25 protein-coding genes, 1 other RNA gene, 1 pseudogene and 1 riboswitch are annotated in these 26,021 nt (G+C 55.9%); of the genes and pseudogenes, 17 read left to right on the top strand and 10 right to left on the bottom strand.

The window, feature by feature from the left end:
* Window positions 1-103: 103 nt before the first annotated feature.
* On the top strand, window positions 104-712 hold the full coding sequence (locus N8E89_RS02000; RefSeq protein WP_262261001.1) for an MOSC domain-containing protein: 609 nt from the start codon (window positions 104-106) through the stop codon (window positions 710-712).
* 26 nt (window positions 713-738) lie between these two features.
* Window positions 739-926: riboswitch (cobalamin riboswitch) on the top strand.
* Window positions 927-972: 46 nt separating this feature from the next.
* Entirely contained in the window at window positions 973-1,725 is a 753-nt protein-coding gene (gene bluB, locus N8E89_RS01995; protein ID WP_262261000.1) for a 5,6-dimethylbenzimidazole synthase, read from the top strand.
* Here the strand turns inward: bluB and N8E89_RS01990 are convergent.
* Entirely contained in the window at window positions 1,658-1,975 is a 318-nt protein-coding gene (locus N8E89_RS01990) for a DUF2293 domain-containing protein (RefSeq protein WP_106662702.1), read from the bottom strand. The two genes, bluB and N8E89_RS01990, sit on opposite strands and share 68 nt — an antisense overlap.
* Before the next feature lie 128 nt (window positions 1,976-2,103).
* Here N8E89_RS01990 and N8E89_RS01985 point away from each other — a divergent pair.
* Together N8E89_RS01985 and metF are read left to right on the top strand one after the other, a co-directional pair.
* Window positions 2,104-3,112 (top strand): annotated as a pseudogene (locus tag N8E89_RS01985) (ArsR/SmtB family transcription factor).
* A complete protein-coding gene (metF, locus tag N8E89_RS01980) occupies window positions 3,112-4,038 on the top strand; it encodes a methylenetetrahydrofolate reductase [NAD(P)H] (RefSeq protein ID WP_262260999.1) in 927 nt (308 codons plus the stop codon). The pseudogene N8E89_RS01985 and the gene metF overlap by 1 nt, the downstream one beginning before the upstream one ends.
* 498 nt (window positions 4,039-4,536) lie before the next feature.
* Here metF and N8E89_RS01975 read toward each other — a convergent pair whose 3' ends face one another.
* Complete coding sequence (locus tag N8E89_RS01975; protein WP_262261793.1) at window positions 4,537-5,436, bottom strand: DMT family transporter; 900 nt, start codon at window positions 5,434-5,436, stop codon at window positions 4,537-4,539.
* 184 nt (window positions 5,437-5,620) lie between these two features.
* On the opposite strand from N8E89_RS01975, the gene N8E89_RS01970 reads away from it, so the two are divergent.
* The 3 genes from N8E89_RS01970 (at window position 5,621) to N8E89_RS01960 (ending at window position 9,913) form a co-directional block, all read left to right on the top strand.
* A complete protein-coding gene (locus tag N8E89_RS01970; protein ID WP_106663289.1) occupies window positions 5,621-6,850 on the top strand; it encodes an alanine racemase in 1,230 nt (409 codons plus the stop codon).
* Window positions 6,851-6,948: 98 nt separating this feature from the next.
* On the top strand, window positions 6,949-8,298 hold the full coding sequence (locus tag N8E89_RS01965; protein ID WP_262260998.1) for a glycerophosphodiester phosphodiesterase family protein: 1,350 nt from the start codon (window positions 6,949-6,951) through the stop codon (window positions 8,296-8,298).
* A 145-nt stretch (window positions 8,299-8,443) separates the two neighbouring features.
* Window positions 8,444-9,913, top strand: coding sequence for a glycerophosphodiester phosphodiesterase family protein (locus N8E89_RS01960; protein ID WP_262260997.1), 1,470 nt, complete (start codon window positions 8,444-8,446; stop codon window positions 9,911-9,913).
* A 62-nt stretch (window positions 9,914-9,975) separates the two neighbouring features.
* On the opposite strand, the gene N8E89_RS01955 is transcribed toward N8E89_RS01960, so the two are convergent.
* Window positions 9,976-11,190, bottom strand: a complete 1,215-nt coding sequence (locus N8E89_RS01955) for a lytic murein transglycosylase (RefSeq protein WP_262260996.1) — start codon at window positions 11,188-11,190, stop codon at window positions 9,976-9,978.
* 116 nt (window positions 11,191-11,306) lie between these two features.
* Window positions 11,307-12,125, bottom strand: coding sequence for a glycoside hydrolase family 25 protein (locus N8E89_RS01950; protein WP_113172012.1), 819 nt, complete (start codon window positions 12,123-12,125; stop codon window positions 11,307-11,309).
* 43 nt (window positions 12,126-12,168) lie between these two features.
* On the opposite strand from N8E89_RS01950, the gene N8E89_RS01945 reads away from it, so the two are divergent.
* Both N8E89_RS01945 and N8E89_RS01940 read left to right on the top strand, forming a co-directional pair.
* The gene (locus N8E89_RS01945) at window positions 12,169-12,810 is read left to right on the top strand and encodes a hypothetical protein (protein ID WP_262260995.1); all 642 of its coding nucleotides are present in this window, start codon (window positions 12,169-12,171) and stop codon (window positions 12,808-12,810) included.
* A gap of 114 nt (window positions 12,811-12,924) precedes the next feature.
* Window positions 12,925-13,947, top strand: a complete 1,023-nt coding sequence (locus tag N8E89_RS01940) for an alpha/beta hydrolase family protein (RefSeq protein ID WP_262260994.1) — start codon at window positions 12,925-12,927, stop codon at window positions 13,945-13,947.
* A gap of 9 nt (window positions 13,948-13,956) precedes the next feature.
* On the opposite strand, the gene N8E89_RS01935 is transcribed toward N8E89_RS01940, so the two are convergent.
* The 6 genes from N8E89_RS01935 to N8E89_RS01910 form a co-directional block, all read right to left on the bottom strand.
* Window positions 13,957-14,613 carry a class I SAM-dependent methyltransferase gene (locus N8E89_RS01935; protein ID WP_262260993.1) on the bottom strand — a complete coding sequence of 219 codons (657 nt, stop codon included), beginning with the start codon at window positions 14,611-14,613 and terminating at the stop codon, window positions 13,957-13,959.
* 4 nt (window positions 14,614-14,617) lie between these two features.
* Window positions 14,618-15,871 carry a BtaA family protein gene (locus tag N8E89_RS01930; protein ID WP_262260992.1) on the bottom strand — a complete coding sequence of 418 codons (1,254 nt, stop codon included), beginning with the start codon at window positions 15,869-15,871 and terminating at the stop codon, window positions 14,618-14,620.
* Window positions 15,872-15,940: 69 nt separating this feature from the next.
* Window positions 15,941-16,984 (bottom strand): HlyD family secretion protein, encoded by a 1,044-nt coding sequence (locus N8E89_RS01925; protein ID WP_106662712.1) that lies wholly within the window; start codon window positions 16,982-16,984, stop codon window positions 15,941-15,943.
* Between the two features lie 8 nt (window positions 16,985-16,992).
* A complete protein-coding gene (locus N8E89_RS01920; RefSeq protein WP_262261792.1) occupies window positions 16,993-18,561 on the bottom strand; it encodes an MFS transporter in 1,569 nt (522 codons plus the stop codon).
* 97 nt (window positions 18,562-18,658) lie between these two features.
* Window positions 18,659-19,105 (bottom strand): MarR family winged helix-turn-helix transcriptional regulator, encoded by a 447-nt coding sequence (locus N8E89_RS01915; protein WP_113172017.1) that lies wholly within the window; start codon window positions 19,103-19,105, stop codon window positions 18,659-18,661.
* Window positions 19,106-19,207: 102 nt separating this feature from the next.
* Window positions 19,208-19,714, bottom strand: a complete 507-nt coding sequence (locus N8E89_RS01910; protein ID WP_262260991.1) for a GNAT family N-acetyltransferase — start codon at window positions 19,712-19,714, stop codon at window positions 19,208-19,210.
* A 337-nt stretch (window positions 19,715-20,051) separates the two neighbouring features.
* Between N8E89_RS01910 and N8E89_RS01905 the strand changes: the two genes are divergently transcribed.
* The 8 genes from N8E89_RS01905 to N8E89_RS01870 all read left to right on the top strand — a co-directional run bounded on the left by N8E89_RS01905 (window position 20,052) and on the right by N8E89_RS01870 (window position 25,981).
* Window positions 20,052-20,441 carry a hypothetical protein gene (locus N8E89_RS01905; protein ID WP_162707043.1) on the top strand — a complete coding sequence of 130 codons (390 nt, stop codon included), beginning with the start codon at window positions 20,052-20,054 and terminating at the stop codon, window positions 20,439-20,441.
* A gap of 142 nt (window positions 20,442-20,583) precedes the next feature.
* The gene (locus N8E89_RS01900) at window positions 20,584-21,303 is read left to right on the top strand and encodes a J domain-containing protein (RefSeq protein WP_106662716.1); all 720 of its coding nucleotides are present in this window, start codon (window positions 20,584-20,586) and stop codon (window positions 21,301-21,303) included.
* Window positions 21,290-22,054: a peptidoglycan recognition protein family protein gene (locus N8E89_RS01895; protein ID WP_262260990.1), complete on the top strand. Its 765-nt coding sequence runs from the start codon at window positions 21,290-21,292 to the stop codon at window positions 22,052-22,054. Before N8E89_RS01900 ends, N8E89_RS01895 begins: the two co-directional genes overlap by 14 nt.
* 213 nt (window positions 22,055-22,267) lie before the next feature.
* Window positions 22,268-23,107: a lytic transglycosylase domain-containing protein gene (locus N8E89_RS01890; RefSeq protein ID WP_262260989.1), complete on the top strand. Its 840-nt coding sequence runs from the start codon at window positions 22,268-22,270 to the stop codon at window positions 23,105-23,107.
* A gap of 97 nt (window positions 23,108-23,204) precedes the next feature.
* Window positions 23,205-23,638, top strand: an RNA gene (gene rnpB / locus N8E89_RS01885) — RNase P RNA component class A.
* A 394-nt stretch (window positions 23,639-24,032) separates the two neighbouring features.
* Window positions 24,033-24,497, top strand: a complete 465-nt coding sequence (gene mraZ / locus N8E89_RS01880; RefSeq protein WP_262260988.1) for a division/cell wall cluster transcriptional repressor MraZ — start codon at window positions 24,033-24,035, stop codon at window positions 24,495-24,497.
* Window positions 24,497-25,519: a 16S rRNA (cytosine(1402)-N(4))-methyltransferase RsmH gene (rsmH, locus tag N8E89_RS01875; protein ID WP_113172022.1), complete on the top strand. Its 1,023-nt coding sequence runs from the start codon at window positions 24,497-24,499 to the stop codon at window positions 25,517-25,519. Before mraZ ends, rsmH begins: the two co-directional genes overlap by 1 nt.
* A gap of 3 nt (window positions 25,520-25,522) precedes the next feature.
* The gene (locus N8E89_RS01870) at window positions 25,523-25,981 is read left to right on the top strand and encodes a cell division protein FtsL (RefSeq protein WP_262260987.1); all 459 of its coding nucleotides are present in this window, start codon (window positions 25,523-25,525) and stop codon (window positions 25,979-25,981) included.
* Window positions 25,982-26,021 lie beyond the last annotated feature (40 nt).

Below are 26,021 nucleotides of genomic sequence, written 5' to 3'. Positions count from 1 at the left end.
TGGAAACGCCCTCCCATCATCATTTTTGACGGATCCATCAGTCACATTTGCTGGTTTTCGCGGTCGATTTTTTTAAAGTACGGCGAGTTTCACGGAGCGCGCAATGACCGACCTGTTTGCAACAAAGACCGGGATTCTGCCCTCCCGCAAGATCGGTGGACGGGTTAGCGGCCTGTTCGAGGCGCTTGCAGGAGATTTCGTCACGACGCCGGCAAGCTCGCTCGAACTGACTTTTGACGGGATTGTAGGCGATTACCACGCCGGTGCCACCCGTAAGTCCGGCGGGCGTGAACCCTGGTATCCGCGCGGCACGGAGATGCGTAATGAACGCCAGCTTTCCATTCTCGCATCGGATGAGTTGAGGGAAGTCGCCAACGGCATGGGGTTGGCGGAACTCAGGCCGGAATGGATCGGTGGCAATATGGTTGTCGACGGTGTTCCATCGCTGTCGATGCTGCCACCACGCACCCTGCTGTTCTTCGAAGGCGGCGTGACCCTGAGGGTTGACGGTCAAAATGCGCCTTGCAAGGTGGCTGGGCGCTCCATCGGCGAGCATGCCGCTACGGCGGACCATACCACCACGGCGCTGGACTTTGTCCGTGTGTCGCGGCGTTTGCGAGGTATCGTGGCCTGGGTGGAGAAGCCCGGCACCGTTCGCGCTGGCGAAAAGGTCGATGTGCGTGTGCCCGAGCAATGGATTTATCAGCCCTGAGGCTTGCGCCAGAGATTTTTCTGTGGCGAATGGTTTGAAGGTCCGGTGCCTGCCGATTGAACAGATCGCGGGAGAATCGGGAAGCCGGTGAAAGTCCGGCACGTGCCCAACGCTGTAAAGGGGATGGGCCGCGCAAATGCCATGGATGTGTCCGGAAGGCGCGCGGTTCAGATGAACCTCAGTCAGAAGACCGGCCGGACCTTATAGCCCAAACCGCGCGGACGGCGGGAAGGGTTTTCAAGCGTTGTTGGGAGCAAACAATGCACGACATATCCTGTGGTCCAGTCACCGCGGCCGGCTTTTCCGATGAGGAGCGCGCCGCGGTCTACAAAGCCATCTATACCCGCCGCGATGTGCGCGACCAATTTCTGTCGCGGCCGATCCATGACGAAGTGCTGACGCGGCTCTTGGATGCCGCTCACCATGCGCCGTCGGTCGGCTTCATGCAGCCGTGGAACTTCATCGTCATTCGAGACGAAGCGCGAAAAGCGGAGGTGCACCGTGCCTTCACCCGCGCCAATGAGGAAGCGAAAGCGCTGTTCGCCGATGAACGGCAGGCGCTCTACGCGTCGTTGAAGCTCGAAGGCATCCTGAAAGCGCCGATCAATCTTTGCATCACCTGCGACCGGACGCGCGGTGGCAAGGTAGTGCTTGGCCGCACGCATAACCGGCAGATGGACATTTACAGCACCGTCTGCGCCGTACAGAACCTCTGGCTTGCGGCTCGTGCTGAAGGCATCGGTATCGGCTGGGTCAGTATCTATCACGATCGGGACCTGCGTAACATTCTAGGCATTCCAGACCATGTTGAGATCGTTGCCTATCTGTGTATGGGCTACGCCGATGAGCTTTATGATGCGCCGGAACTGGAAAAACGCGGGTGGCGGCTAAGGGTGCCGCTGGAAGACCTGATTTTCGACGAAGAATGGCAGGGGGAACCCACTATCAACTCGGATCTTCTTCGTCCGGATCCAGCAAGCGGGTCGCGCGCCACTCGGTCAGCTTCCGATTGATCGCATCAAGTACGAAGTAGCGGGCAGAATCCTTGTCATAGCCCTCGTCACGCAAGGCGTCATAATCCGTGTGCTGGTGGCGGACATGGGCCACCGCCGCTAGCCATACAGCGATTGGCGGTGGCAGCGTCCTCATATGCGGCGCGCCTGCCGCAGCGCGTATCGGCTCTGAATCCGAATAGGGAACAGCCGGGAGAAGCAGCGTCAGCGCCTTGTTGATGGCGCGCTGGCGATTTGTTCCTGTGCTCATGCGTCTTCCTTTGCGGCGATTCTCGCGGCTATTTCAGACGCGGCAAATTTTGTCGTCAATGGCAAAAACTAACTTGCCAAAACCTTATTTCTCACATAAACATATCTTTATGTCTTTTGAGGTGAATGATGGACAAGCGTGATCTCAATCTTGATCTGATGGTCGATACGCTGAAAGCAGCGGCGGAGCCAAGCCGGCTGCGGATCCTGGCGCTGTTGTCGCGGGGCGATCTGACCGTTTCGGACCTCACTTCCATTCTCGGCCAATCGCAGCCGCGCGTTTCGCGCCACCTCAAGCTGCTGTTTGAAGCAAGCCTGATCAATCGGTATCAGGAAGGTTCGTGGGCCTATTTCCGTCTGGCAGATTCCCTCATCGTCGGCGATATAGCCCGTTCGCTGCTGGATCGCCTTGATTACGCTGATCCTCTGCTGGAACGCGACCTTGAGCGCCTCTCCTCGGTGAAATTGCAGCTGTCGCGAGCGGGCCGCCGCTTACTTCAGCGCCAATGCGACAAGCTGGGATGTGATCCGCTCTTTGCATGTACCAGATGGCGCCGTGGAAGATGCTCTTTTGAAGATTGTCGGCCGCAAGCCATTCCAGGCCATGCTCGATGTCGGCACGGGCACAGGACGCCTGCTCGAGCTGTTCTCGCCGCTTTATGTGCGCGGCGTCGGTATCGACATCAATCGCGACATGCTGACCATTGCCCGCTCCAATCTGGACAAGGATGGCATTACCAATGCGCAAGTGCGCCATGGCGACGTTTATTCACTGCCGGTTGATCGTGAATCCTTCGATTTAGTGACCATTCACCAGGTCCTGCATTTCCTTGATAATCCGGCCGAAGCAATTCGCGAGGCGGCACGTGCACTGCGCGCAGGAGGGCGAATGTTGATTGTCGATTTCGCCCCGCACGAACTTGAGTTTCTGCGCGACAGCCATGCGCATGTGCGTCTGGGCTTCAGCGATACGCATATGCGTGACTGGCTTACTGAGGCCGGTCTGATGCTCGAGGAAAGTCTGGAACTTGAGCCGAAAGACAAAGACAAACTGACTGTCAAATTGTGGCTGGCACGCGACCCGCGCTTGCTGATTGCCGATCCCGCTTTAACCTCCCGCGTCACGGAGAGCGTATAATGAGTTTTTTCCGCCAGTCCCGCCGTCCCGATCTCGGAACCAATATCCGGGTTTCCTTTGAATTTTTTCCGCCCAAGACCGAGGTCATGGAAGAGCGGCTTTGGGAAACAGTGACGCGCCTTGCGCCACTCACCCCGGAATTCGTCTCGGTAACTTACGGCGCGGGTGGCTCAACGCGTGAACGCACTGCTCGCACGATCAAACGCATATTGACGGAAACCGACGTCAATGCCGCAGCACACCTCACTTGTGTCGATGCGACGAAGGAAGAAGTGGATACGGTCGTGCGCGAGTTTGCCGCCATGGGCGTGAAACGTTTTGTCGCGCTGCGCGGGGATCCCGCAAGCGGTGTCGGTGCCAATTACAAGCCAACGCCCGGTGGGTATGAAAATGGTGCCGATCTGGTCGCTGGTCTGAAGGCTTTCGCCGATTTTGACATCTCCGTTTCCGCCTATCCGGAAAAGCACCCTGAGAGCCCGGACTTTGCCACTGACATCGATATGTTGAAGCGAAAAGTAGATAATGGCGCCACGCGGGCGATTACGCAGTTCTTCTTCGAGAACGATCTCTATGAGCGGTACGTCGAGAAAGTACGTCGCGCCGGCATCTATATTCCCGTTCTCCCGGGAATCCTTCCGATCCACAATTTTACGCAAGTGACGAATTTCTGCTCGCGGGCGGGCACGCATATTCCAGGCTGGCTTACGGAACGATTTGACGGGCTGGAAAACGATCCGCAGACCCACCAGCTGGTTGCTTCGGCCGTTGCCGCCGAACAGGTGCTCGACCTGGTTGAGCGGGGCGTGCAGGATTTCCATTTCTACACGATGAACCGCGCCGATCTTGCTTTCGCGATCTGCCATCTGATCGGCATACGTCCAGGGAGCGGCGCGTTAGAGGGCGCCTTGGCTGGGGCCGCCGCTTGAGGTGAGGGATAGAACGGGAAGCGGCCCGGTTGCTATAACCGGGCCGTTCCATTTTGTTTCACTTTACTAACGGTCAGAGACCATCTCCGTCGCGCTCTTGTTTGACCTTAGGGTATCAGTCCTACGACCATTGCACCAATAAATGCGAACGCTGCACAGATCATAAGGACATTCATCGATCGAGTTAGTCCCATCGTTTGTCTCCTGCAGTTAACCGATTTAACATAGCGCAAATTTGCCACAGAAAAAGCCTAATTATTGCGAACTCGTGACAATGCGTGTAGAATTTTTTTGCCTAGGAACCATAAGTTTTTGAAATAAAACAGATTTATAGTAGCAAAAAAATTCTAAATTCACGATAAAATGTTCCAGAAACGGGTATATTTTTGCACTGCACAAGAATCTGCCATGGCTGCGGAATTTACCATATTTTGCCGCAATCCTGCCAGGATTAAGCCACGCATTTTGAGCTGTGCGATAAGAGGATTATTGAAAACTTTAGGCTTTTTGCTGTTTTTGCCAAGCAGTCTGAAGCCGTCCATCGATAATCAGCAGACCTAATGCGATCAGCGCCATGCCAAGGAAATCGTGAACCGCGAGACGCTCTCCGAGAAAAATTGTTCCAAGCAATATCGCGCTGACCGGGACGATCAATGTCACGAGCGACGCATTTGTGGCACCTGCCGTCCGCACAATAGAGAAATACAGAATGTAGGCGAAGGCGGTTGAGAGAAGGCCGAGGCCGAGAATGGCCAGCCAGACGCCGGTGTCTATTCTTGCCACATCGGGAACGCCATCATACGCAAGCACGACGGGGATCATGATTAGCGTTGAAGCGGTCATTTGCCCGGTCGATGTGATTGTTGGTGGCACCCCTTTGAAGCGCTTGGCGAGAATGCCAGCAAATGCATAGGAGAGGGTTGCACCGATTACAGCTATCTCCGCCCAAAGTGGTCCGCCCAAGCCGGTCAGAACGCCGGGTCCTATCATGACAACAAGTCCGAATATGCCCAGAAGAATCCCCGCCAGTTTGTTCACCGTGACCTTTTCGTCCACCGTCAAGACCGCAGCGACGACGACCGTCCAGATTGGTGTGGTGGCATTGAGGATGGATTCGACACCGGCGCCGAGCACCGTCTGGCCAATGAAGAGCAGCGAGAAGGGGATGACGTTCATGAGCAGTCCCAACCCGGCAAATTCAAGCGCATGCTGTTTGTAGTCCCAAAATCGGACGCCGCGGCTGAGCAGGTAGAGGTGCAGCGCCAATGCCGCTACCAATACGCGAAACAGAACGAGGGTCAGCGGCGGAACGACCTGGACCGCGACACGCGCAAAGAAGAAGGATCCACCCCAGATGGCGCCAAGCAAAAGCAATTGCAGCCAGGCAAAACCGGTCATGGCGAGGGGATTTGATGTCGTCGTTTCGGCCGTAGACACAATTACAATCCTTTAGGAAAAAATGCGGCTCAACAACCTACTTACCGTCTGAAAGATATAAAGCCACCCGATTCCTGCCGAAAGAAACCGACTTTCGTCTGTCATCCGTCCTTGATAAGAGTTTTCCATGACGCAGAACAAAACGATGCAACGATTCGCCTCGGCCCGTGAAGCAGCGCTCACCCTGCGGCCGGATCAGCCCGTTTATTGCTTTCGACCGCAAGTCCTGGTTGAGGACGCGCACCAGTTCAGACAAATGTTTCCGGGCGAGACGGCCTATGCGGTCAAGACCAACGGTGAACACCTCGTACTCGATACGCTGGCGCGCAATGGCATCAACATATTCGATGTTGCATCACCAGGGGAATTCGAAGCGGTGCGCAAGGTCGCTCCGAAAGCGCAGATGCTCTATATGCATCCGATCAAGGCGCAGTCCGATATACGCCTCGCTCTAGAAACCTATGGCATTCGCGTGATGGCCGTCGACCATGAGGACGAGATCGCCAAGGTGACACGCATCGTGCGGGCGCTGGACATCGATCCTGCCAGTGTTACCCTCTATGTACGGTTGCAAACCAAGGGGCATGCAGCCTACGAATTGTCCAAGAAGTTTGGTGCAGCTCCCGCTCACGCGGTCGAGCTTCTGCAGCGGGCGCATAAGATTGGCTACAACGTTGGCCTGTGTTTTCATGTGGGCAGCCAGATCGAGGACCCCGACACCTATGAGCGTGCGCTGAGTTCGGCAGACTGGGTGCGCAATCGTGCGGGTGTACCGCTGGCCGGCCTTGATGTCGGTGGTGGTTTTCCCGCCGAGTATGGGCATGACCCCAAGCGCAAGCATGTGGAAATGCCTTCGCTGGGTCAGCTGATGTCGCGGTTGCGCGGCGACATCAAGGAGTACGGCTTTGGCGATTTGCCGCTGGTGGCGGAGCCAGGACGCGTCATCGTCGCCAGAGCCTTCTCGCTTATCGTGCGCGTCCTGTTGCGCAAGGGCAGGCGGCTTTACATCAATGACGGTATCTGGGCATCGCTCTCGGATTCATGGACCGGCAAGATAACGCTGCCTGCACGCTTCATCCCCGATCCTGCCAAGAAGCACCGCAATGGCGATCCAAAGGCGATTGTGCCGTTCAAGGTTTGCGGGGCGACGTGCGACTCCGTCGATATCCTGTCGCGCCCGTTCTGGCTGCCGGAAACGGTCGACACGGGGGACTGGATCGAGATCGGTCATATCGGTGCCTATTCGCTATCGTTGCGCACCCGCTTCAACGGTTTCTATCCCGACACTTTTGTCGAGGTAGAGACACCATTCGACGCGGGCGATCGGCCCGAGGGTTTTGCCTCGCTCGAGACGATGGCCTACACAGAGCTTTAGAGCCTTTCATCAAAACGCGCCGTCGTGAATAGTGGCGAAATATATCTGTCACAAAAGGATTGTATCGACATCAATATTCTGAATTGAGAGATATATTGATGAGAATTGTTATTAATACTTTAGTCTTACTTATCTTTGCGGCAATGATTTCCGCATGTAACGGCAGTGATCCAGCCGCGCCAAAGAATGATGGATCCGACAGTACGTTTTCCGGCAAGAGCGAATTGCCGAACGTGACAGTCCTTCCACCAGCGGTTGCACCGTCAAACGAGACAGTCGTATTGCCACCGCAGACCACCACTGCACTGAAAGACCTCGGGCCGATCGTGTGGCCCTTGCCCTTGCCCGAAGCGCAGCCCACCGCCGCGCCACAGGCCGTACAGGTCGGTACCAGGCCTTACTATCTGGTCGATAGCATGAGCGATGGGCCATTGAAGACCAAGCTCAAATCCTGCGCTAACGGGCCTTTCAAACGGACGGATTTCGCCATCGCCCACCGCGGCGCGCCTTTGGAATTTCCCGTACACACAAAGGAAGGCTATGAGGCGGCCATCCGCATGGGTGCGGGCATCCTTGAGTGCGATGTGACCCTTACCAAGGACAAGCAGCTCGTTTGCCGTCATAGTCAATGTGATCTTGCTCAAACGACAGATGTCCTGTCCAACAAGGAGCTGGCGGCAAAATGCTCTGTGCCTTTCAAGCCTGCGGATGGCGCGAAAACGGCTTCTGTTTCCTGCTGCACATATGATTTTACCTTGGCTGAGTTCGAGACACTGAAGGGAAAACTGGCAGGGTCCAACCCCGATGCGACGAAACCAGGCGAATATCTGAAGAACGTAGCTGATTGGCGCACTGGTCTCTACACACGCGGCACCGTGATGAGCCACGCCCAATCGATTGCCTTGTTCGACGCGGCTGGTGTCAAGATGACCCCCGAGCTTAAGAAAATCACCCTGCCCCCAGGTTACACCCGCGACAATTTCAGGCAGCAGCTCGTCGACGAGTACAAGGCCGCCAAGATCGACCCGTCGAAGGTGAGCATACAATCCGACAATCTTGACGATGTGCTGTATCTGATCGCGCATGAACCGGAGTTCGGCAAGGGCGCGTCTTATCTCTGGTCACCATCGTCTACAGTTTCCGACGACAGGCTGGCAACCCTATACAGTCAAGGTATCAGGACCATATCGTCAGCCGTGGGAAATCTTTACGATACCGAGAAAACCACCAATAAGCTTATCCCATCAGCGGCAGCTACCAAGGCAAAGAAAGCCGGATTTGAGCTTGTCGGCTGGACGATGGAGCATGACGACGATGTCCCCGGTGAAAATGGTGATGATGTCTACGGTTTGATGGATGTGCTTGCCAACGACGTTGGCGTGAAGGGCGTGTTTTCAGATTGGGTGGGGACCACGAGCTATTATGCGAGCTGCATGGGTTTGAAGTAGGCCAGAAATGATTGTCGGCGGGGCGGTCGAGCCGAGGGGGTTTTTCCTCGTTCAAAATCAAAGCCCCTTGGAGCATTGCCGACGAAATATATCTGTCACAAAAGGATTGTATCGACATCAATATTCTGAATTGAGAGATATATTGATGAGAATTATTATTAATACTTTAGTTTTACTTATCTTTGCGGCAGTGATTTCCGCCTGCAACGGCAGTGATCCAGCCGCGCCAAAGAATAATGGATCCGACAGTACGTTTTCCGGCAAGAACGAATTGCCGAAGGTGACAGTCCTCCCACCAGCGGTTGCACCGTCAAACGAGACAGTCGTATTGCCGTCGTCAATCGTCGTTCAACTGCCCGATCTAAAGGGTGAGCAGTTGAAGGTGACAACCCTCCCTCAAGCGGTTTCGCCGTCAAACGAGACAGTCATAGCGCCTCCGGTGGCAGTTGATGGCCTAAAAGACCTCAGAAGTGATCTGGCGAAGCTGAACAAGACTCCACCAGCGGTTGCACCGTCAAACGAGACAGTCGTATTGCCGCCGCAGGCAACTACTGCACCAAAAGACCTTGGACCGATCGTGTGGCCTCTGCCATTGCCCGAAGCTCAGTCGGCCGCTACGCCTCAGGCCGTGCAGGTGGGCGTCAGGCCCTACTTTCTGGTCGATGACATGAGCGAGGGGGAGTTGAAGACCAAGCTCAAATCCTGTGCCGATGGTCCGTTCAAACGGACGGATTTTGCCATCGCCCATCGCGGCGCGCCTTTGCAGTTTCCCGAACATACCAAGGAGGGTTACCTGGCTGCAATCCGCATGGGTGCCGGCATTCTCGAATGCGATGTTACTTTCACCAAGGACAAACAACTCGTCTGCCGCCACGCGCAATGCGATCTTACTGATACAACGAATATTCAGGCCACAGCGCTCAAAGGCAAATGCACAGGCGGTAGATGCTGCACATCGGACATTACCCTTGCCGAATTCAAGACGCTTCGGGGAATGATGGAGGCACCTACAAAGGATTGGCGCACCGATCTTTATGCCAACCGGAGCGGCACCTTGATGTCCCATGCGGAGTCGATTGCGCTGTTCGATGCGGCGGGCGTCAAAATGACGCCGGAGCTGAAGAATATGGACAGGTCAATAGCAGGCTATAGTCTCGATGATTACAGACAGCAGGTTGTCGATGAGTACAAAGCGGCCAAGATCGATCCGTCCAGCGTGAGCATACAATCCTTCAATCTTCCTGACATACTCTATTGGATCAAGAATGAGCCGGAATTCGGCAAGGGCGCGTCTTATCTTATCAAGTTTCTTCCAGATCCGACCAGTCTTGCCGGCCTTTATGCACAAGGCGTCAGGACGATATCGTCCAGCCTGGATGGTCTTGCGCCATTAGTGGGTGAAAAATATGTCCCGACGGCAGCTGCTCTTGCCGCAAAGAAAGCCGGATTTGAGCTTGTCGGCTATACCATGGAGCGCGATGGAATGCCCGGCAATACGGGTGATATGACTTATGGAAGGATGGATGTGCTTGCCAAGGACGTTGGCGTGAAAGGCGTGTTTTCCGATTGGGTGGGGACGACAAGCTATTATGCCAGCTGCATGGGTTTGAAATAATATTCGTCAATAACTTCGCGGTGACGGAGGATCGTTGATCCTCCGTCATCACAAGACCGGGATCAAAGCTTGCCAAGGAGTTCCGGCGTTGGCCATGAATCGGCAGGCAGCCCAAGCCGAATCTGCTCCTCACGGACCGCATCACGCGTGAGAATGCCGAAAACGCCATCGATCTTGGGGCCCATATCGTGGCCGCGCGCCACAAGCTTGTTCTGCAATTCCTTCATCTGTTCCGGATTGAGACCAGGTTCAGGATTGGTCGGCTCCAGCGGACCGGCACCTGCCAGCCGCGTGGCGAAATAGGCTGCGGTGGTCGCGTAAATGATGGATTTGTTCCACTCGACGAAGATGTCGAAGTTCGCGTAAGACAGGAATGCCGGCCCCTTGCGGCCCATCGGCAGCAGCAGCGATGCATCGCCATCGTCGGGACCGAGCGGTCCCTTCATGCCGGTCACGCCCCATTCGGCCCATTTGGAGTGGGGCAGGCGATTGGTGCGGATGGCGTTTTCCCAAGGCAGTTCCTGTGTGAGCTTTACTTCCTCAAGCCATGGCTGGCCTTTGCGCCAGCCAAGATCGCGCATGACGCGTGCAGCGGTCATGATCGCGTCGGGGGCGCTGTGTTTCAGGTCGACCTTTTCATCGCCATCGCCATCGATACCGCGCTCCAGATAGTCCGAGGGCAGCATCTGCATCTGGCCGATCTCGCCGGCCCAGGCACCGGTCGTCTTGGCGTCCACGACACCGCTGTCGAAAAGCTTCAAGAGAGCAATCAACTGCGGCCGGAAGAGCTCGGGCCTGCGGCAATCGAAAGACAGGGTGAGGAGAGCATTGAGCGTGTCAAAATCGCCCTGGACAGCGCCGAAATCGGTTTCCAGCCCCCAGAATGCGGCGATAACTGGGCCGGGAATGCCATATTCGGCTTCGGCCCGGGCAAAGGTGTCGGCATATTTCTTGAGGTTTGCGGCGCCCTGCTTCAAGCGGTAGTCGGATACCATGCGCGATGAGAACGTCAGGAAGGTCTGGTTGAAAACGCCTTGGGCGCGGTCTCGCTCAAGCACCTTGTCGTCCATCGACGCTTTGAACAGTTCGCTAATGCCCTTGTCGGTGACCCCAGCGGCCTTTGCCTCATTGATCAGACCGTTGAACCATGGTTCAAGTTCCCCACCGCAAGCAGGCTTTGCGACTATCGGCTGCGGAGGTGCCACCTGATCAAGCGCATTGGCGGCGCTGGATATGACGAAAAGGCTGGCGGCAAGGGCAATCGATACTTTGTTCATCAGGGAATCTCGTTAATACGAGCGTACTTCAAGGTACGCGAAACTTTCCCTGCTAATGCACGAATATGCGAGGGAGGTGAAGTCAAAGAATTGAGAGAAAGGCAGGACGCCAACCTTTATCGCACTTTGTTGCGGACCAGCCACTGTTTCCAGGCGCTTTCGTTGCCCGCAAAAACATTGATATCCGCATCGCCGCGAATTCCGGGGACTGCCCCGGTTCCGGTATATTGCCAGAACGTCCAGGGATGGGGGCCATACCTCTCGTCGGGATGACCGGCGACGGAGCGCAGCCAGAACGGATAACCGTCAAGTTGCCGCAGATCATTGTCATCGAAGAAATCGATGGTGGTATAGATGATCGGGCGTTTGCCGTAGTGGCGCTCCAGAATATCCATGAAGGTGCGCATCTCACTGCGGACAATCGCGGCATTGGGCCTGAGCTTGCATGTAGGAGATGCCGCGTTCCACTCCATGTCGAGAACCGGCGGCAGCGCCCCCGGGTCGTTCGGCACGTGACTTATAAACCAGCGGGCCTGATCCTTTGCGCTCCGGCAGAAATAGTAAAAATGATATGCACCGCGCGGTATGCCAGCGGCCCGGGCAGCTGACCAGTTTTCGGCGAAGCGGTCATCAAAGCGGTCGCCGCCCTCCGTCGCCTTGATGAAGACGAAGGAAATTCGGTTTTGGCGAAGTGTCTGCCAATCGATCGTCGATTGATACTTGGAAACGTCGGTTCCATGGATCGGATAACGCCAGGGCGTCCTGCCATTCCATTCGTGCGGGTCACGGTCGCCAAAGCGCGGCGCGCTAACGTTGCCAGATGGCGCTGCTATCTGCTGGAGGGAAGAGGGCCGTTTCGCTTCCGAAAAGTCGTAATCAACTGTCGTGCAGCCGCAAAGTAGAAGAGTGAGCAAACCTGCTGCAAGACGTTTCATGAATTGTGGTCCGTATTTTTAGTCGTGGCGGGACATTGGGTGCATGCATACTGATGCGTCATTATGCTTAATAAATTGCGTGTGCCAGCTCATGGCTACAAACTTTTGTCCCAGATTTGTATCCATATGTATGTGCTACCAACATCGGTTATTCTTCACCAGCTTTACCAGACAGGGAGGAATGACGATGAAGACGATCATCCTAGCGGCGTTGTCCCTGGCAGGCTTGCCGTTCATGACGCCGTTGCATGCGCTCGACCTGAATGCGCCGATTGATCCTGCGCGCTGCCAGCACGCATTGGACCGCTTCGAACGAGCTCGGCATAACTTTGCTGCAGCGAAGTTCGCCCTGGACAGGGCGATTCAGCTGCTCGGTTCGGCGCGCTTTGCCAGCCGAGTCGGGATGAACATCGATCTGGCAAGCAGGCAAACCGATGTCGACGCCGCGCTTTCCCCATATATCGAATCGATTGGCCCGGCATATGGCGCCATTGAGCTTCTGAACGCCAATTGCAATGCCGATGCGGTCAAGCAGATGGTGCGAGTTCCGTCCAGTGCAAAATTCAAGGACAAAGTGGACGAGAATATCTCGAACCTCTTTGGTGCCGGCGCCGACAAACTCGCCGACGATCAAATGACCGACATCAAGCGATTGTTCGACTCCATGAAGGCGGAACGGAAATGAGTAGTCTCAACGTTTGCTGACCGACGGCTCCTTGGCTCGCTGCGATTTTTTGTTAGCTGCACGAATTCGTGACCCGTGTTAAGCGTGCGGATGTGATCGATCGGGGGAAACGGAATGATCCGAAGACTTGGCCTGCTGGTTCTGTTCGTTGGCTTGATCGGTCTGGCAAATGCTTTTCTCGCTTCCTGGGTGACAATCAATCGGGACGACCTCGGCATATCAGTCAGCCAATCGGGAAATTGCGTGCGGCCGGCAATTCCGAGCTTCTGGCGGAACTATCGCGGCTTTCCGGATTATGACAATGAGCTGATTGCCGATTATTTTGGCGTTTATGCAGCTTACGCGTCGAATGCTTACCGCCCCATTCCGCGCGAGCGATTCAATCTCAAGCCGGATTATTTCGGCTGGGTGCCGCAAGGCGAACCAATCGTAAAGCCAGGCGGTTTCTATGCCGAACTCTACTACCGGAAAAACTCCGATCGCCTGTCGGTGATGATGGTCTTCAGGGGGAAGGATAAATTCACGAGCATCACCGATCTCATGAGTGAAAGCACCTATTTCACACAAATGATCAATCCCTGGGATCAATACCGGACGGCGCGCAAGGAATTTGCAAAGGTGCGAAAGGAAACTCAGGCTAACGCGGGAGGGTTACCGATCGAATATATCATGGTCGGCCATGGACTGGGCGGCGGACTTGCCCGCCACATGGCAGCGTCGTTTCCATGCACGGCCGCAATCACCTTCAACTCGACCTTTGTGTCCAATAACCGGCGTCTCGCGGAACCCTATGACGGACAGGTGGTGGATCTCTTCGCCGACAACGATCTGACTTCAAGAATTGCGATCTTGCCCAATCCGCGCGCTTTTTTCCGCATTTCGCGCCAGCATCAGTGGTATCGCGTTCGCAATGCCGGTAATTTTGCCGGTCAACAAGGCATGCTCCGGGCGGCTGTTGCTATGGCCCGTATACCTGTCATGTGCCTGCTTCGCGCCGATTGCGAATTGAATAAGAGTGTCAGCGGCGACACGGCCGAGCCCAATCCGCAACGCATGCGATCGGCGGCGGACATGTCAACGCTCTATTGCCTCGCAGGTCCAAACTCTGAGGGTTCCAAGAACGATCTGTGTAAATAGTGGTTCCGGTCAAGCCTTGCGGCGAATGACAGAAATCCATGCGAACCCACGATAAAGACGATGAGCCTCAGTTTCGGTTTTAGTCTCGACCGCAATCGCATCGGCCACGTCGAACAGATCATTGCGCGGCGCCACGTGGTACCACGCCAGCCATTTGTAGAGCGCGGTTCTCGTGAAGCCCGGCAGGTCTTTCAAGTCGCCGAAATCGACTACGTGCAGGGCTCCGCCGGGCGTGAGATGGCTCACGGCTTCACGCATCACTGCTTGCCATTGCGGGATCATCGACACTGCATAGGAGATGAAAATCCGGTCGAACTGGCGTCGTCCGAAAAGTGCTGCGGGACTAAAGTCAGCGGCATCGGCATAGGCAAGGTTCGTCCGCTGACCAAGGCCCGCCGCGCCGATCTTCTTGCGCGCGGTGGCGAGCATTTCATTCGATATGTCAATGCCGTAAAGCGAAGTCTTGGGATAAGCCTCTCCGGCTAGAACAAGATTGCGGCCGGTGCCACAGCCGATCTCCAGAATGCTGCCTCTTTCCGGCGGATTGAGGCCCGCGATCATCGGATCGCGGCCGAGGAGATAATACTTGCGGGTGGCATCGTAGAAGTGCCGTTGATGCCGGTAGACCCGATCCATCAATGGTCCGTGTTCAATCTTGGCAAACATTAGATCAGTCCTTAAGCGAATACAGATGAAACCCGCCATAGATCGACGACCGGTCGCGCGCGTGCAGTGCCAGCGATTGTTCTTCGTCGTAGGACCAGCGATCCAGTACCGCATCGTCGATGCGGCCCGGAAGTATGGTTGGTTCGGCCGCGGTACGGAATATGACACGGGCGCCTGGGGCGGCGGTACGGCTGATTTCGCTCCAGAGTTCATTGAGCTGGGTATCGTTCATCCAGTCCTGCGCATCCAGAAGAACGTAGCGGTCGACCGATGCGTCGGGCTTGGCGGCAAGAAACTCCGTCAGGGAGGCATTAACGACGCTCATTCGCCCGGCGCGTGCACGCACGGTAGCAAAATTGCTGCGTGACAGGTAAGGGGGCAAGGGGCCAGTTTCGGCATTGTCGCTGTAGCCCCGGCCGAACGCTTGCCAGGCGAAATAGTTTTCCGAGAGCGGAAACCCGCAGGCAAGCTTCTCGAGCCGGCCGCGCAGAACTTGCGCCATGTTTCCATTTCCGGCGGTTGCCAAAGCATCATATTGCTGCGGCGGGATACCAAGGCCAAACAACGAGGATTTGCGCTTCGTTGCCCAACGGATCATTCGTTTGTCGAACAGCGGGGCAAGCGCGCGATCGAAATAGGCGCGCTGCTCTTCCATGGTCGATGCTTTTAGGATGTCGCGCGGATCGATGCCATAAAGTTTTGCCACGCGGTGCCCCATGCCTATAAAAACGCCGAGCAGGCCGTGACGATAAAGGTCGCGCGAGAAAATCGTGATGCGGCGCCGACCGGACAGCATGCGCTTTTCCCAATAGGCGCGGCTGCTCGCATCCAGATGTGGCTGGATGAAGCGCTCATACGCCGCAAGATTGGTGTTGTCGTCGGCCGTGCCATAGAAGCGATAGAAGGCATCGTAATTGGGCAGGTTGGCAATCGCCGCCAGTTTGAGCCGGTTGAAGGCGACATGGGCCGTATTGAGGTCGACGGCCTCGACGCTGGCCGGATCCGCAGTCAGATAAGACATGGCGTTGCAGCCGCCGGATGCTATGGTGACGACGCGGTGACCGGCCCGAATCTGCAGCGCTTCCATGTCCACTTCCGGGTCTTCCCAGATTTGGGGATAGACCAGTCCCTTGAAGACATGAGCGAAAAGCCGCTCGGACAACCCGGCCCGCGACAGAAGCCGGTTTTGACGAACCGCCCTGTTGAGCTTCTCGTTGCGCGGAAGAGGGGCACTTCTGGATTGTCTAGCAAGCGGCATCTAATCGAATCCCCTTCGTTGGAAATTCCTACCCGCCTAGCATTCTGATGTAACAAACCAGTGACGCTTTCACGACGCCCCGCCGAGTTCAGTTCTGACCACGACGGACATCCCAGGCGCCAGTGACTTTGCAAGTTGCTGATCCGGGTCCACTGCTATGCGTACTGAAATGCGTTGAGCTACCTTGGTGAAATTGCCGGTGGCGTTGTCCGGTTTCAGGACGCTGAATTCCGAACCTGCGGCAGGTGAAAAGCGTTCGACGTGACCCCGCAAGCTCTGGCGGTTCAACGCATCGACCGTGAAGGTCACCGGCTGACCGGGCGCGATGTTGCTGAGCTGGGTTTCCTTGAAATTGGCGATGACCCATACGTCCTGCGGTACGATGGCCATCAACTGCGTGCCAGCACTGACATACTGCCCAAGCTTCACACCAACTTCGCCAACAGTCCCATCGCGCGGCGCGACAATGCTGGTATTGGCCAGATCGATTTCCGCAAGCTTCACTGCAGCCTGCGCACCGGCAACGGCGGCTTCGAGCGACCCTCGGCTCACCTTTATCGTTTCCAGGTCCTGCCGGGATACTTCCAGTGCCGCCTTCGCCTGTGTGACTGAGGACTGCGCCTGTTGCAGCGTTGTCTCGCTTTGTTCTGCATCGCTTTTTGTCATCACACCCTGATGGGCGAGGGGCTCAATCCTGGACCAATTGGCCTGGGATCGTTTGAGGCCGGCGGCGGCGCTATCGAGCTGTGCCTGGCTCGAACCGATCCGTGCTTCCGCTACACGCTGCTGTTGCGTGGAATTGTCGAGCGCGGCCTGTGACGCCGCCAGCGTAGCCTTCGCCTGGTCGAGCTTCTGTGCAAAAATCCTGTCGTCAATCTTCGCCAGAAGCTGACCCGCCTTGACGTGGTTGTAGTCCTGAACCGGCACATCCACGATATAGCCGCTGAGTTGCGGGCTGATCAGAGTCACATAGCCTTTTACATAGGCGTTCTCGGTTGTCTCGATCTTGCTGTGAAAAGGCGGCAGCCTCCATGCGTAGAGTACCAGCACGAGGCCGGCAATACCGGCGAGGACTGCAACAAGGGTTGCGGAATGGCGAAGATATCTGGACATGATTTCAATCAACTTGCTTGGATAGCTGCAGGTATCGCGCGGGAGCGCAAATGCCCTCCGATGGCGACGTGCATGAGAAGGGCAATAAGTGCACAGAGAGAGATGGCGGCGATTAGCAGGAAGGCATCATTATAGGCGAGGATATTGGCCTCGCGTGTTGCCTGCGATGAGAGCAAGGCGACCCCTTCAGCATTGAGCAGCACTTTGTCACCGATCACTCGGCCATAGGTATCCGCCAGTTGTGCCGTACGCTGGGCGACAAGCGGGTCGGACATGATGATGTGCTCGGCGAGAATATTGGAGTGGTATTTTTCGCGGATCGTGATGAACGAGCCGAATGCCGCCTGGCCGAGAAGGCCACCCAGACTCTGCGTCGACAGGAACACGATAATGAAACTCAATAAATAGTTCGGACCGCGCTTCAAGGCTGACGTCAGGCCGACAGCCATCGCCGGCGGCAGGAACAGTGCAGTTGCCCCGGCAATGAACGCTTGGCTGATATACATGTTCGAAGGACGGGTGAGGTTGGTCGACTGACTGTCCATATATGAGCCGATGATCAGGAAAATCAAAGCAGTGGCGTGAATGGCGGGAACGCGTTCGGGTGACATGACAGCGGCGCAGCACAGACCCGCGACGATCATCGACAGCATAACGATGATATACAGCAGCGATATCTGGTCGTTCTGAAGTCCGAGATTCTGAAAGAAGTTGTTGGCAACGGAAGATTGCTCAGAAACGGCAAGCCGGAAGAGGAGAATGGTCCCGGCGAAATGCACGATCTCTTTGCTGGCAATCCATCGTATATCAAGGAGGGGTTTTTCGCGATTGAGCTCGATCACCACAGCTGTTGTCACGGTAACAATCGCAACGATCAGCAGAACGCCAAGCCAGGACGCTTCCCGCCACCAGTAGAGCCGGCCGGTCACCAGGACGATAGCTGTGCAGCCGAAACCAATGGCGATCAACAGGTAGCTTACAACGTCGAGTTTCTCGATCACCTTGACCCGCGGCATGGGTGTTAACGGCAGAACGTAGATGACACCAAAGGCAATCAGTGCGAGCGCCACTTCAAACATGTAAAGGCCCGGCCACTGGCCGATGTCGAGCAAAGCCGGCGAGAGCAATCGCGCCAGCGGGGAGGCAAGAGAGATATTGGTGAGGACGAGGCAGATGCCGATCGTCATCTTCCGCGCCGGGGTGAAGGCCTCCAGCATATATAGGAAGGCGAGGCTCGATAGCGGCGCTGCCGCCACGCCGGCGACGAAGCGTATCATGATGGCCGACTGCAGATCCGAGACAAACAAATGCAGGAGCGAGACCAATACGAATACGGCGATGCTCAGCTCGGCGAAATTGCGGAGGCCATATTGGTTGCGGATCTTTATCAGCGCGATCGAAAGGCTGACATTTGGCGCCATATAGGCGGCTAACAGCCACGTGGCTTCCGTGTTCGTGGCACCAAGATAGCCTTGAATTTGTGGGATGTTCGTCGCGATGAGGTTCATCCCGAGACCCTGCGTCATCGATAACAGCGTCGAGGCAGCAATATAGGCGGCCGACCGGAGCGGGTGCATAGGTGAGGGCGCTGCCGCAGGAGCAGTGACCTGCTCTGGCACCGGCGCCTTTCCAGTGGGATCGTGGCCGACAAATTCTGCCTCGGGGATCATTGATCTATCCCCGCTCGATCAAGTCGCCGAGTTTGATATTGACTGCGCGCAAGACATCAATGGTCTTCGCCAGGTCCTTGTCGTCAATGTTGCTTAGGAATTCTGCACGCAGCTCTTGAGCCAGGTGATTGACGTCCGTGGCGAGATCGGCACCGTGCTTCGTCATGACGATCTGCTTCACACGCCGGTCGCCTTCCAGTGCGCGACGTTCGATAAAGCCTTGCTTTTCGAGGCCATCGAGCAATCGTACCATGGTTGGCGTTTCGATCTCGAGTTCTTCCGCCAGTTCTTTCTGGTTGAGAACGCCCCGCCGGTCGAGCAGCATGAGCGTTCTTGCTCGCGCAAGGGTCAGGCCGAGCTTCTTGACGCGGGCATCGAACAGCGTGCGAAGTTTGCGGCTGGCTTTGCTCAATTCATCGACAAACTGAAAATGTGGAGTTTGATGGGGCATCTCGTAGCCATATAATTGATAGTATGCTAACTATTATCATGCGATATAACTTCAAACGGTGTGTCTTTCAAGATGCCGCCGATCATTTTTCGCTATCGATTGTCAGCGCAGAACGAGCCGCAACAACTCATCGTCGTAGGATTGGCCATCAACGCGCAATGAGTCTTTTTCGAAGCCGTAGACAGCAAAACCAAGGCCGAGATAGAGCGTTCGAGCCGACACGTTCGCGGCAGTAACTATTGCGTTCAGCGTGTCGACGTGAAGGCAGGCATAATCGATGACACCCTGTGTCAGCCGTTTTCCGAGGTCGTGGCCACGCCACTCAGGATCAACAAAAACGCCCCAGAGCGATCCTTTATGTCTTTCCTTGAGTGTAGTGTTAACCGCGAAACCAGCCACGCCAACGAGCTTGCCATCCACAAAAGCACCGAAGACGGCGTTCGGCCGAGCCTCCAGCCGCTGCCGGACCTCCTCTACGCTGCGATCCACTTCTTCCTCATAGCTTGAACCGAATGCTTCGGGGACCGTGCGCAGGCCGTACAGACGCAACGCCTGGAAGGATTCGGCGTCGCTGGCCCGCAGCATTCGGATAGGAATGGTGGTTTTCATCTGATCGAGCTCTGGTGATATGCGATCCCGACCGTTGGGAAACTCCCAATCATATCGGTAAAGGTGCCGCGATCGATCCAGAAATCCCATTTGCCGTTCATATCCGTTTCCATTCTAAGCGATCGGGTGATTCGCAAACTTTGGCGCATAATTTCCTGTCGAGATTAAGCAGGACGCAAGACGAGGGCAATCAACGGAAGAATTCACGCCAGGTTATCCGCGAAGTTGTTGATATCCACCTGAAAATTAACCCAAAACAAAAACAAAACCCATCTCCGCCCCATATTGGGTAATGTGGATATTGAGGGGCCACTTTAATATTATGGAGAGGAAAACCATGAAAAATAAATTCGCTGTTTCCCTGGCAGCAGTCTCGCTTCTGGCGCTCGCTGCCTGTGGCGAAAGTGAGCAGAAATCGGAACAGGCTCCAGCAACCACGGAACAACCAGCTCCAGCAGCAACCCCTGCGCCAGCTCCGGCTCCGGCTGAACCAGCAAAAACAGAAGCGCCCGCAGCCCCGGCTGCACCCATGAATGCGCAGGACACGCTGAACAAGCTGAAAGAGCAGGCCGCAACAATGACGGCTGAACAGAAGCAGGCGGCTGTCGCAACTGCGCGCAAAGCCGCGGAGGATGCTGCAAAGGCTGCAGGCCAGACCGAAGACCAGATTAAGACCGCTGCTGATGCGGCGGAAAAGGCCATCAAGGACGCACTGGGCGTCCAGTAATGCTTTGATGTTTCGAAGAAACGGCCAGCCATCCGGCTGGCCGTTTCCTTTGAACAACGGTGCGTCAACCGGTCCTTCCCGGCAGCTGCTTCCGCTCATTATCGCTCTCGCAATTGCGAAAGAATTTGAATAAAACGAATTCATGTCGATTTGGCGCCGCATCAGCGATTTCATCACCAGCACAGCGATCGATGCTTTTTCCAGCATCATCGAAGCGGTGCGTACCGCTTTCGAAGGAGATCCGGAAACGCGGCGTCGCGTTGCATTTTCGATCGCGATGATTGCGCTGTCGGCAAAGATGGCCAAGGCTGATGGCATCGTAACGCAAGCTGAGGTCAATGCCTTCCACGAGATTTTCCACGTGCCACCGCAATATCAGGATCAGGTGTCCCGTCTTTATAATCTCGCCAAGCAGGACGTGGCGGGCTACGAGGCCTACGCAACGCAACTGGCTTCGCTGTGCGGCACTGGAAAACCCAATTGCAAGATGCTGGAAGACATTCTCGACGGGCTGTTTCATATTGCCAAAGCGGATGGTGCCCTTCATGACCAGGAATTGATTTTCCTCGGCACTGTTGCGGAAATCTTTGCACTCGATGAGGATAAGTTTGATCGTATTCTGGCGCGGCACGTCAATCGCGGTCAAGCCGATCCTTTCCTCGTATTGGGGATTTCTCGAGACGCCAGCTTTGAAGAAGCGCGCAAGCAATATCGGGCGCTTGTTCGCGAGAATCATCCGGATATGCTGATTGCACGAGGTGTCCCGGAAGAATTCATCGCTATCGCCAATCAGCGTATCGCTGCAATCAACGCGGCCTGGGAAAAAGTCGAAAAAGACCTGAAGGCATATGAGAGCGTTTGAACCTGATCATTTGCGCGCCGATGTTCATTCCTCGCCGAATTCGGGACCACGCAAGGATGGCAAACGTGTGTCTTTCCTGGTCCTGCACTACACCGGCATGGAAACCGGTGAAGCGGCGGAAAGCTGGCTTACCAATCCGCAAAGTGAAGTCTCGGCACACTATATCGTTCATGAAGATGGCCGCATCGTTCAGATGGTACCTGAGAGCGAGCGAGCCTGGCATGCCGGCCAGAGCTCCTGGAAGGGTGAGACGGACATCAATTCAAGTTCGGTTGGCATTGAGATTGTCAATGGCGGACCACTGTTCGATTTTCCTGGGTTTGCTGAACCGCAAATCGATGCGCTGATCGACCTGTGCAAGGGCATTGTCTCACGCCATGGCATCCGGCCCGAAGCCGTCCTGGCGCATTCGGATATCGCGCCTGCGCGCAAGATCGATCCAGGTGAGAAATTTCCTTGGCGGATACTCTATGATGCGGGCGTTGGCCATTGGGTCAGCCCCTCGCCGATACGGGGCGGGCGTTTTTTCTCCTTGGGCGATCAGGGCCAGCCAGTTGAAGCTCTCCAGTCCATGTTGGCGCTCTATGGCTATTGTGTCCCTATTGATGGTGTGTTTGGAACTACGACCGAATTGGGCATTTTGGCGTTCCAGCGCCACTTTCGTCCCGCAAAGGTCGATGGAGTCGCGGACATGTCAACTATCGAAACCCTGCATAGACTACTTTCTGCATTACCAGCGCTGACTGTGTAAGTTGTTGAGCCAGAAGGCCTTTTTCAGTCCTATTTGTGCGTCGCAGCATATATATTTCAATGGGTTACACAAAGTTATTTGGCCGATCAATATTCGGCTGCATTGGATCGTCACATCCTTGGCCAGTGTTCTGGCTCTGCTCCTTTGATTTTTGGGCGACGGAACGATCCCGGCGCGTACGCTCGTGCGGCCCAAGCATCTAGACGGAAAACGATGACAAAAAAATTTGGTATGATTTTCGCCCTTCTTGGGGCGATGGCCTTCTATGGCTCGAATTCAGCGCTCAGCAGCCCAGCGGAGACTACAAACCTCGCCGATTTCATCAAGGCGAAACGAGTCGAGGAAGCCAAAGAAAAGGTCAGCGGCAAATCCACGAAGGCTGTCCCATCAAAGGACAAGGGCAAACTGAGCGCTGCCAAGGCGCCCGTTGCTAAGAAAAGTGCAGCAAAGGCAACTGTTGTTAAGAAAAGTGCAGCAAGCGCAACTGTTGTTAAGAAAAGTGCAGCAAGAGCAGCTGCAGTCAAAAAAAGCGCTGGCACGCCGGAGCAGGTTACCAAGAAACCTGCTGCCTACAAGCGCCCTGCCGTACATGCCAGGGCTCGCATGAAGACGGTCGTGCGCAACGAAACGATCGACTCCGTGACGACCGGGAGCATCGCCACTACCCCCTCGACGGGTTCGACGAAATATTCGACGATCATCAATTCCTATGCGGCTTCGTACGGCGTGCCGGTGGCTTTGGCGAATGCGGTCATCCGCGTCGAAAGCAATTATCAACCCAATACGACGGGAAGTGCCGGGGAAATCGGTTTGATGCAGATCAAGTTCGAGACGGCCCGTGGTCTCGGCTATACCGGTTCGCGCCAGGCGCTTTACGATCCCGATACGAATATCCGCTGGGGTATGAAGTATCTCGCCGGTGCCCACAAGCTCGGCAACGGCACGACTTGCGGCACGATCCTTCGCTACAATGCCGGCCACGGTGCAACTCGCATGAATCCTGTCTCGGCCAATTACTGCGCCAAGGTGAAAGTGCAGATGGCTTCCATGTAAGCTTTTGCATGATCCTGGTTCGCATCAAGAAGCCGGTGGATCGCTCCACCGGCTTTTTCATTTGCGTTTTTCTTCCAGAACGCATTTATACGGATCGCCAGCTGGCCGGGCAGCCGCGCATGTCATAAGCCGAAAGGCGGCATGTGAGGAAAGTCCGGGCTCCAGGGAAACACGGTGCCGGATAACGTCCGGCGGGGGCGACCCCAGGGAAAGTGCCACAGAAAGGAAACCGCCCCGTCTTTCGTTGCGCCGGATCCGGATTGGATCAGACGCAAGGAATGACGGGGTAAGGGTGAAAGGGTGGGGTAAGAGCCCACCGCGCAACTGGTAACAGGGGCGGCATGGCAAACCCCACCGGGAGCAAAACCGAATAGGGACGGCGTGCCGGACGAAAGTCCGGCGATCAGTTTCCGGGTCAGTCGTCCGGGTAGGTTGCAGGAGGCGGGTGGTAACATCCGTCCAAGATGAATGGCTGCCGCGCCGGACGAAAGTCCGGCCATACAGAACCCGGCTTACAGGCCAGCTGGCATTTCAGTTTCTATCGCGGGAAGCGCGGGATTGTCGCTTCCTGAACGCGCGGTACCTCGCATGCCTTGCGTTCCTGCGAGAGTCCTAACCCTTCATTAAGCTTAATGAGCGATAAATTCAGAATCGCCGGAAGTGTGCCGGAATCACGGTTGATTCCCATCACGTGTCCTCTAGTCCCATTGACGCCCATAGTGCCCCATGATATCGATCGATCTCATCAGTAGCGTTCAGTCGACACGGTGTTTCCCGACAGATTTGGCATGCCGAGCATGGCATCCGGCCCACCTTGCCGGTGCCTGGACGACTGTTGATGGGGCTTACGCATCGAAGCGATCGATGGGTGTAGCAGGGGTTGAAATGATCGAGGCCCTCAGGGCGGAAACGGCGGAGTTGCGTTTTGAACCGGTTCCTCGGACATGTGACGAACAGGATCGATGCGAAGGGGCGGGTCTCCGTGCCGGCGCAGTTTCGTTCGATCATCCAGAAGGCCGGGCACATCGAACTCTATGCGCTGCGATCTCTGCATCTTCCTGCGCTCGATGTGGGTGGACCGGAACTGCTGATGCGGTTCGACCAGCGTCTGGGGCAGGAGGATCCCTTTGCGGAAACGGCGGACGATATGTCGTTCTATCTGCACGCGGACGGCGGTTTCCTGAAGCTGGATGGGGATGGGCGGATCACAGTTACGGACTTCATTCGCGAACATACGGGCATATCGGCAGATGTGACCTTTGCGGGCGCGAACACCCATTTTCAGATGTGGCATCCAGACAGGTTCGAAGCGCATCGGACAAGGGTGCGGGAGCGGCTGGCGGAAAAGCGCCGCCAGGAAAACCTGCGCATTCCCGTGGGGACCAGCTGATGCCCGGTTCCCGCAGCAATGCCACGGAGGCAGGCGAAGATGGCCGTCACGTCCCGGTTTTGCTTGACGAAGTGATTGCGGCGCTGCAGCCGGCAAAAAATCAGCTGATCATCGATGGCACGTTTGGAGCAGGTGGCTACACCAAACGCATTCTTGAAACCGGCGCTTCCGTTACCGCGGTCGATCGTGATCCGTCGGCCATCGAGGCTGGCCGCGCCATGGAAAAGGAATATGCTGGCCGTTTAACGCTCGTTCAAGGCACATTCTCCACACTCGATCAGGTGGCTATTCTCGGTGCTCCGGACGGAATCGTCCTCGACATTGGCGTTTCGTCGATGCAGATCGATGAGGCGGAGCGTGGGTTTTCCTTCCAGAAAGACGGACCGCTCGACATGCGAATGTCAAGTTCGGGTCCCAGTGCCGCTGATGTCGTCAATCGTTTGAAAACCGGTGACCTTGCCCGTATCTTCAACTTTCTCGGCGAGGAGCGCCATGCGGGCCGTATTGCCCGCATGATTGACAAGCGCCGTTCGACTGAACCCTTCACACGCACTCGAGACCTGGCCAATGCGATCGAGGCGCTCGTCGGCAGAAATCCAAAAGTGCCGATCCACCCGGCAACACGTGTGTTCCAGGCTCTGCGCATATTCGTCAATGACGAATTGGGTGAATTGGTGCGCGCACTTCACGCCGCCGAGCGTGTCCTGAAACCTGGCGGTCGCCTTGTCGTCGTAACATTCCATTCGTTGGAAGACCGCATCGTCAAACGCTTCTTTTCCGACCGCTCGGGCGCCGGCGGCGGTTCGCGTCATCTGCCCCAACTGGAACAGCGTCTCGCCAGTTTCACACCGGTCGGCAAAGGTATTGTTACACCGTCTGTGGACGAAGCCGCACGCAACCCGAGGGCGCGTTCGGCCAAGCTGCGCGCCGGCATCCGCACAGAAAACCCGCCACTTGCCGAGGATCATTCGATCTATGGCTTGCCGAACCTGCCCACATTCCATGAAACAGCGAGGAGCTGATCCGTGCTGCGTACCTTCGACATCATTTTGATTGGACTGATGATCGCGGCGGCGTCCGTGACGTACAAGATCAAACACGACGCTGAAAAACAGATGGCGCAAGTGAACAAGCTGGAACGGATGATTACGGATGAGAAGGATACGATTGACCTGCTCAAGGCCGATTGGAGTCTGTTGACGCAGCCAAATCGGCTGCAGAAGCTGGTGGAATCTTTCCAGGGGCAACTCGATCTGCAGCAAGTCGAAGCGCAACAGATCGTCAATATCAATGAGCTGCCCCAACCTAAGCCTGTTTCTGAAGGCTTCGATGATGTTGCCAATATCATCACGGAAGCAAATGCAGGGAAGACCGCAAAACCCGACACGACTATGACCGGCAGCATCGCCAGACCAAAGGCAGCTCCGAAGCCCGTCAAACGAATTGTTCAGAATGCAACGCCAAAGCCAGTGGGGCTCTATTAATGGCTGTGATGTGGATCAAACGGAAGAAGGCTGAGCTGGC

This window comes from Phyllobacterium sp. A18/5-2, from assembly GCF_025452215.1.
GTDB classification, from domain to species: domain Bacteria; phylum Pseudomonadota; class Alphaproteobacteria; order Rhizobiales; family Rhizobiaceae; genus Phyllobacterium; species Phyllobacterium sophorae.
Note: the sequence above shows the minus strand (reverse complement) of the source record. Positions and strands in the feature narration are given on the sequence as shown.

Excerpts from the sequence above, each read along its gene's own strand:
- rsmH (WP_113172022.1), top strand. The coding sequence starts at position 24,497 with ATGCCCGGTTCCCGCAGCAATGCCACGGAGGCAGGCGAAGATGGCCGT.
- N8E89_RS01950 (WP_113172012.1), bottom strand. The coding sequence starts at position 12,125 with ATGAAACGTCTTGCAGCAGGTTTGCTCACTCTTCTACTTTGCGGCTGC.
- N8E89_RS01955 (WP_262260996.1), bottom strand. The coding sequence starts at position 11,190 with ATGAACAAAGTATCGATTGCCCTTGCCGCCAGCCTTTTCGTCATATCC.
- N8E89_RS01935 (WP_262260993.1), bottom strand. The coding sequence starts at position 14,613 with ATGTTTGCCAAGATTGAACACGGACCATTGATGGATCGGGTCTACCGG.
- N8E89_RS01965 (WP_262260998.1), top strand. The coding sequence starts at position 6,949 with ATGAGAATTGTTATTAATACTTTAGTCTTACTTATCTTTGCGGCAATG.
- N8E89_RS01945 (WP_262260995.1), top strand. The coding sequence starts at position 12,169 with ATGCATACTGATGCGTCATTATGCTTAATAAATTGCGTGTGCCAGCTC.
- N8E89_RS01905 (WP_162707043.1), top strand. The coding sequence starts at position 20,052 with ATGAAAAATAAATTCGCTGTTTCCCTGGCAGCAGTCTCGCTTCTGGCG.
- N8E89_RS02000 (WP_262261001.1), top strand. The coding sequence starts at position 104 with ATGACCGACCTGTTTGCAACAAAGACCGGGATTCTGCCCTCCCGCAAG.
- N8E89_RS01940 (WP_262260994.1), top strand. The coding sequence starts at position 12,925 with ATGATCCGAAGACTTGGCCTGCTGGTTCTGTTCGTTGGCTTGATCGGT.
- N8E89_RS01925 (WP_106662712.1), bottom strand. The coding sequence starts at position 16,984 with ATGTCCAGATATCTTCGCCATTCCGCAACCCTTGTTGCAGTCCTCGCC.
- N8E89_RS01975 (WP_262261793.1), bottom strand. The coding sequence starts at position 5,436 with ATGACCGGTTTTGCCTGGCTGCAATTGCTTTTGCTTGGCGCCATCTGG.
- N8E89_RS01920 (WP_262261792.1), bottom strand. The coding sequence starts at position 18,561 with ATGCACCCGCTCCGGTCGGCCGCCTATATTGCTGCCTCGACGCTGTTA.
- N8E89_RS01895 (WP_262260990.1), top strand. The coding sequence starts at position 21,290 with ATGAGAGCGTTTGAACCTGATCATTTGCGCGCCGATGTTCATTCCTCG.
- metF (WP_262260999.1), top strand. The coding sequence starts at position 3,112 with ATGAGTTTTTTCCGCCAGTCCCGCCGTCCCGATCTCGGAACCAATATC.
- N8E89_RS01970 (WP_106663289.1), top strand. The coding sequence starts at position 5,621 with ATGCAACGATTCGCCTCGGCCCGTGAAGCAGCGCTCACCCTGCGGCCG.
- N8E89_RS01930 (WP_262260992.1), bottom strand. The coding sequence starts at position 15,871 with ATGCCGCTTGCTAGACAATCCAGAAGTGCCCCTCTTCCGCGCAACGAG.
- N8E89_RS01890 (WP_262260989.1), top strand. The coding sequence starts at position 22,268 with ATGACAAAAAAATTTGGTATGATTTTCGCCCTTCTTGGGGCGATGGCC.
- N8E89_RS01960 (WP_262260997.1), top strand. The coding sequence starts at position 8,444 with ATGAGAATTATTATTAATACTTTAGTTTTACTTATCTTTGCGGCAGTG.
- N8E89_RS01900 (WP_106662716.1), top strand. The coding sequence starts at position 20,584 with ATGTCGATTTGGCGCCGCATCAGCGATTTCATCACCAGCACAGCGATC.
- N8E89_RS01910 (WP_262260991.1), bottom strand. The coding sequence starts at position 19,714 with ATGAAAACCACCATTCCTATCCGAATGCTGCGGGCCAGCGACGCCGAA.
- bluB (WP_262261000.1), top strand. The coding sequence starts at position 973 with ATGCACGACATATCCTGTGGTCCAGTCACCGCGGCCGGCTTTTCCGAT.
- N8E89_RS01990 (WP_106662702.1), bottom strand. The coding sequence starts at position 1,975 with ATGAGCACAGGAACAAATCGCCAGCGCGCCATCAACAAGGCGCTGACG.
- N8E89_RS01915 (WP_113172017.1), bottom strand. The coding sequence starts at position 19,105 with ATGCCCCATCAAACTCCACATTTTCAGTTTGTCGATGAATTGAGCAAA.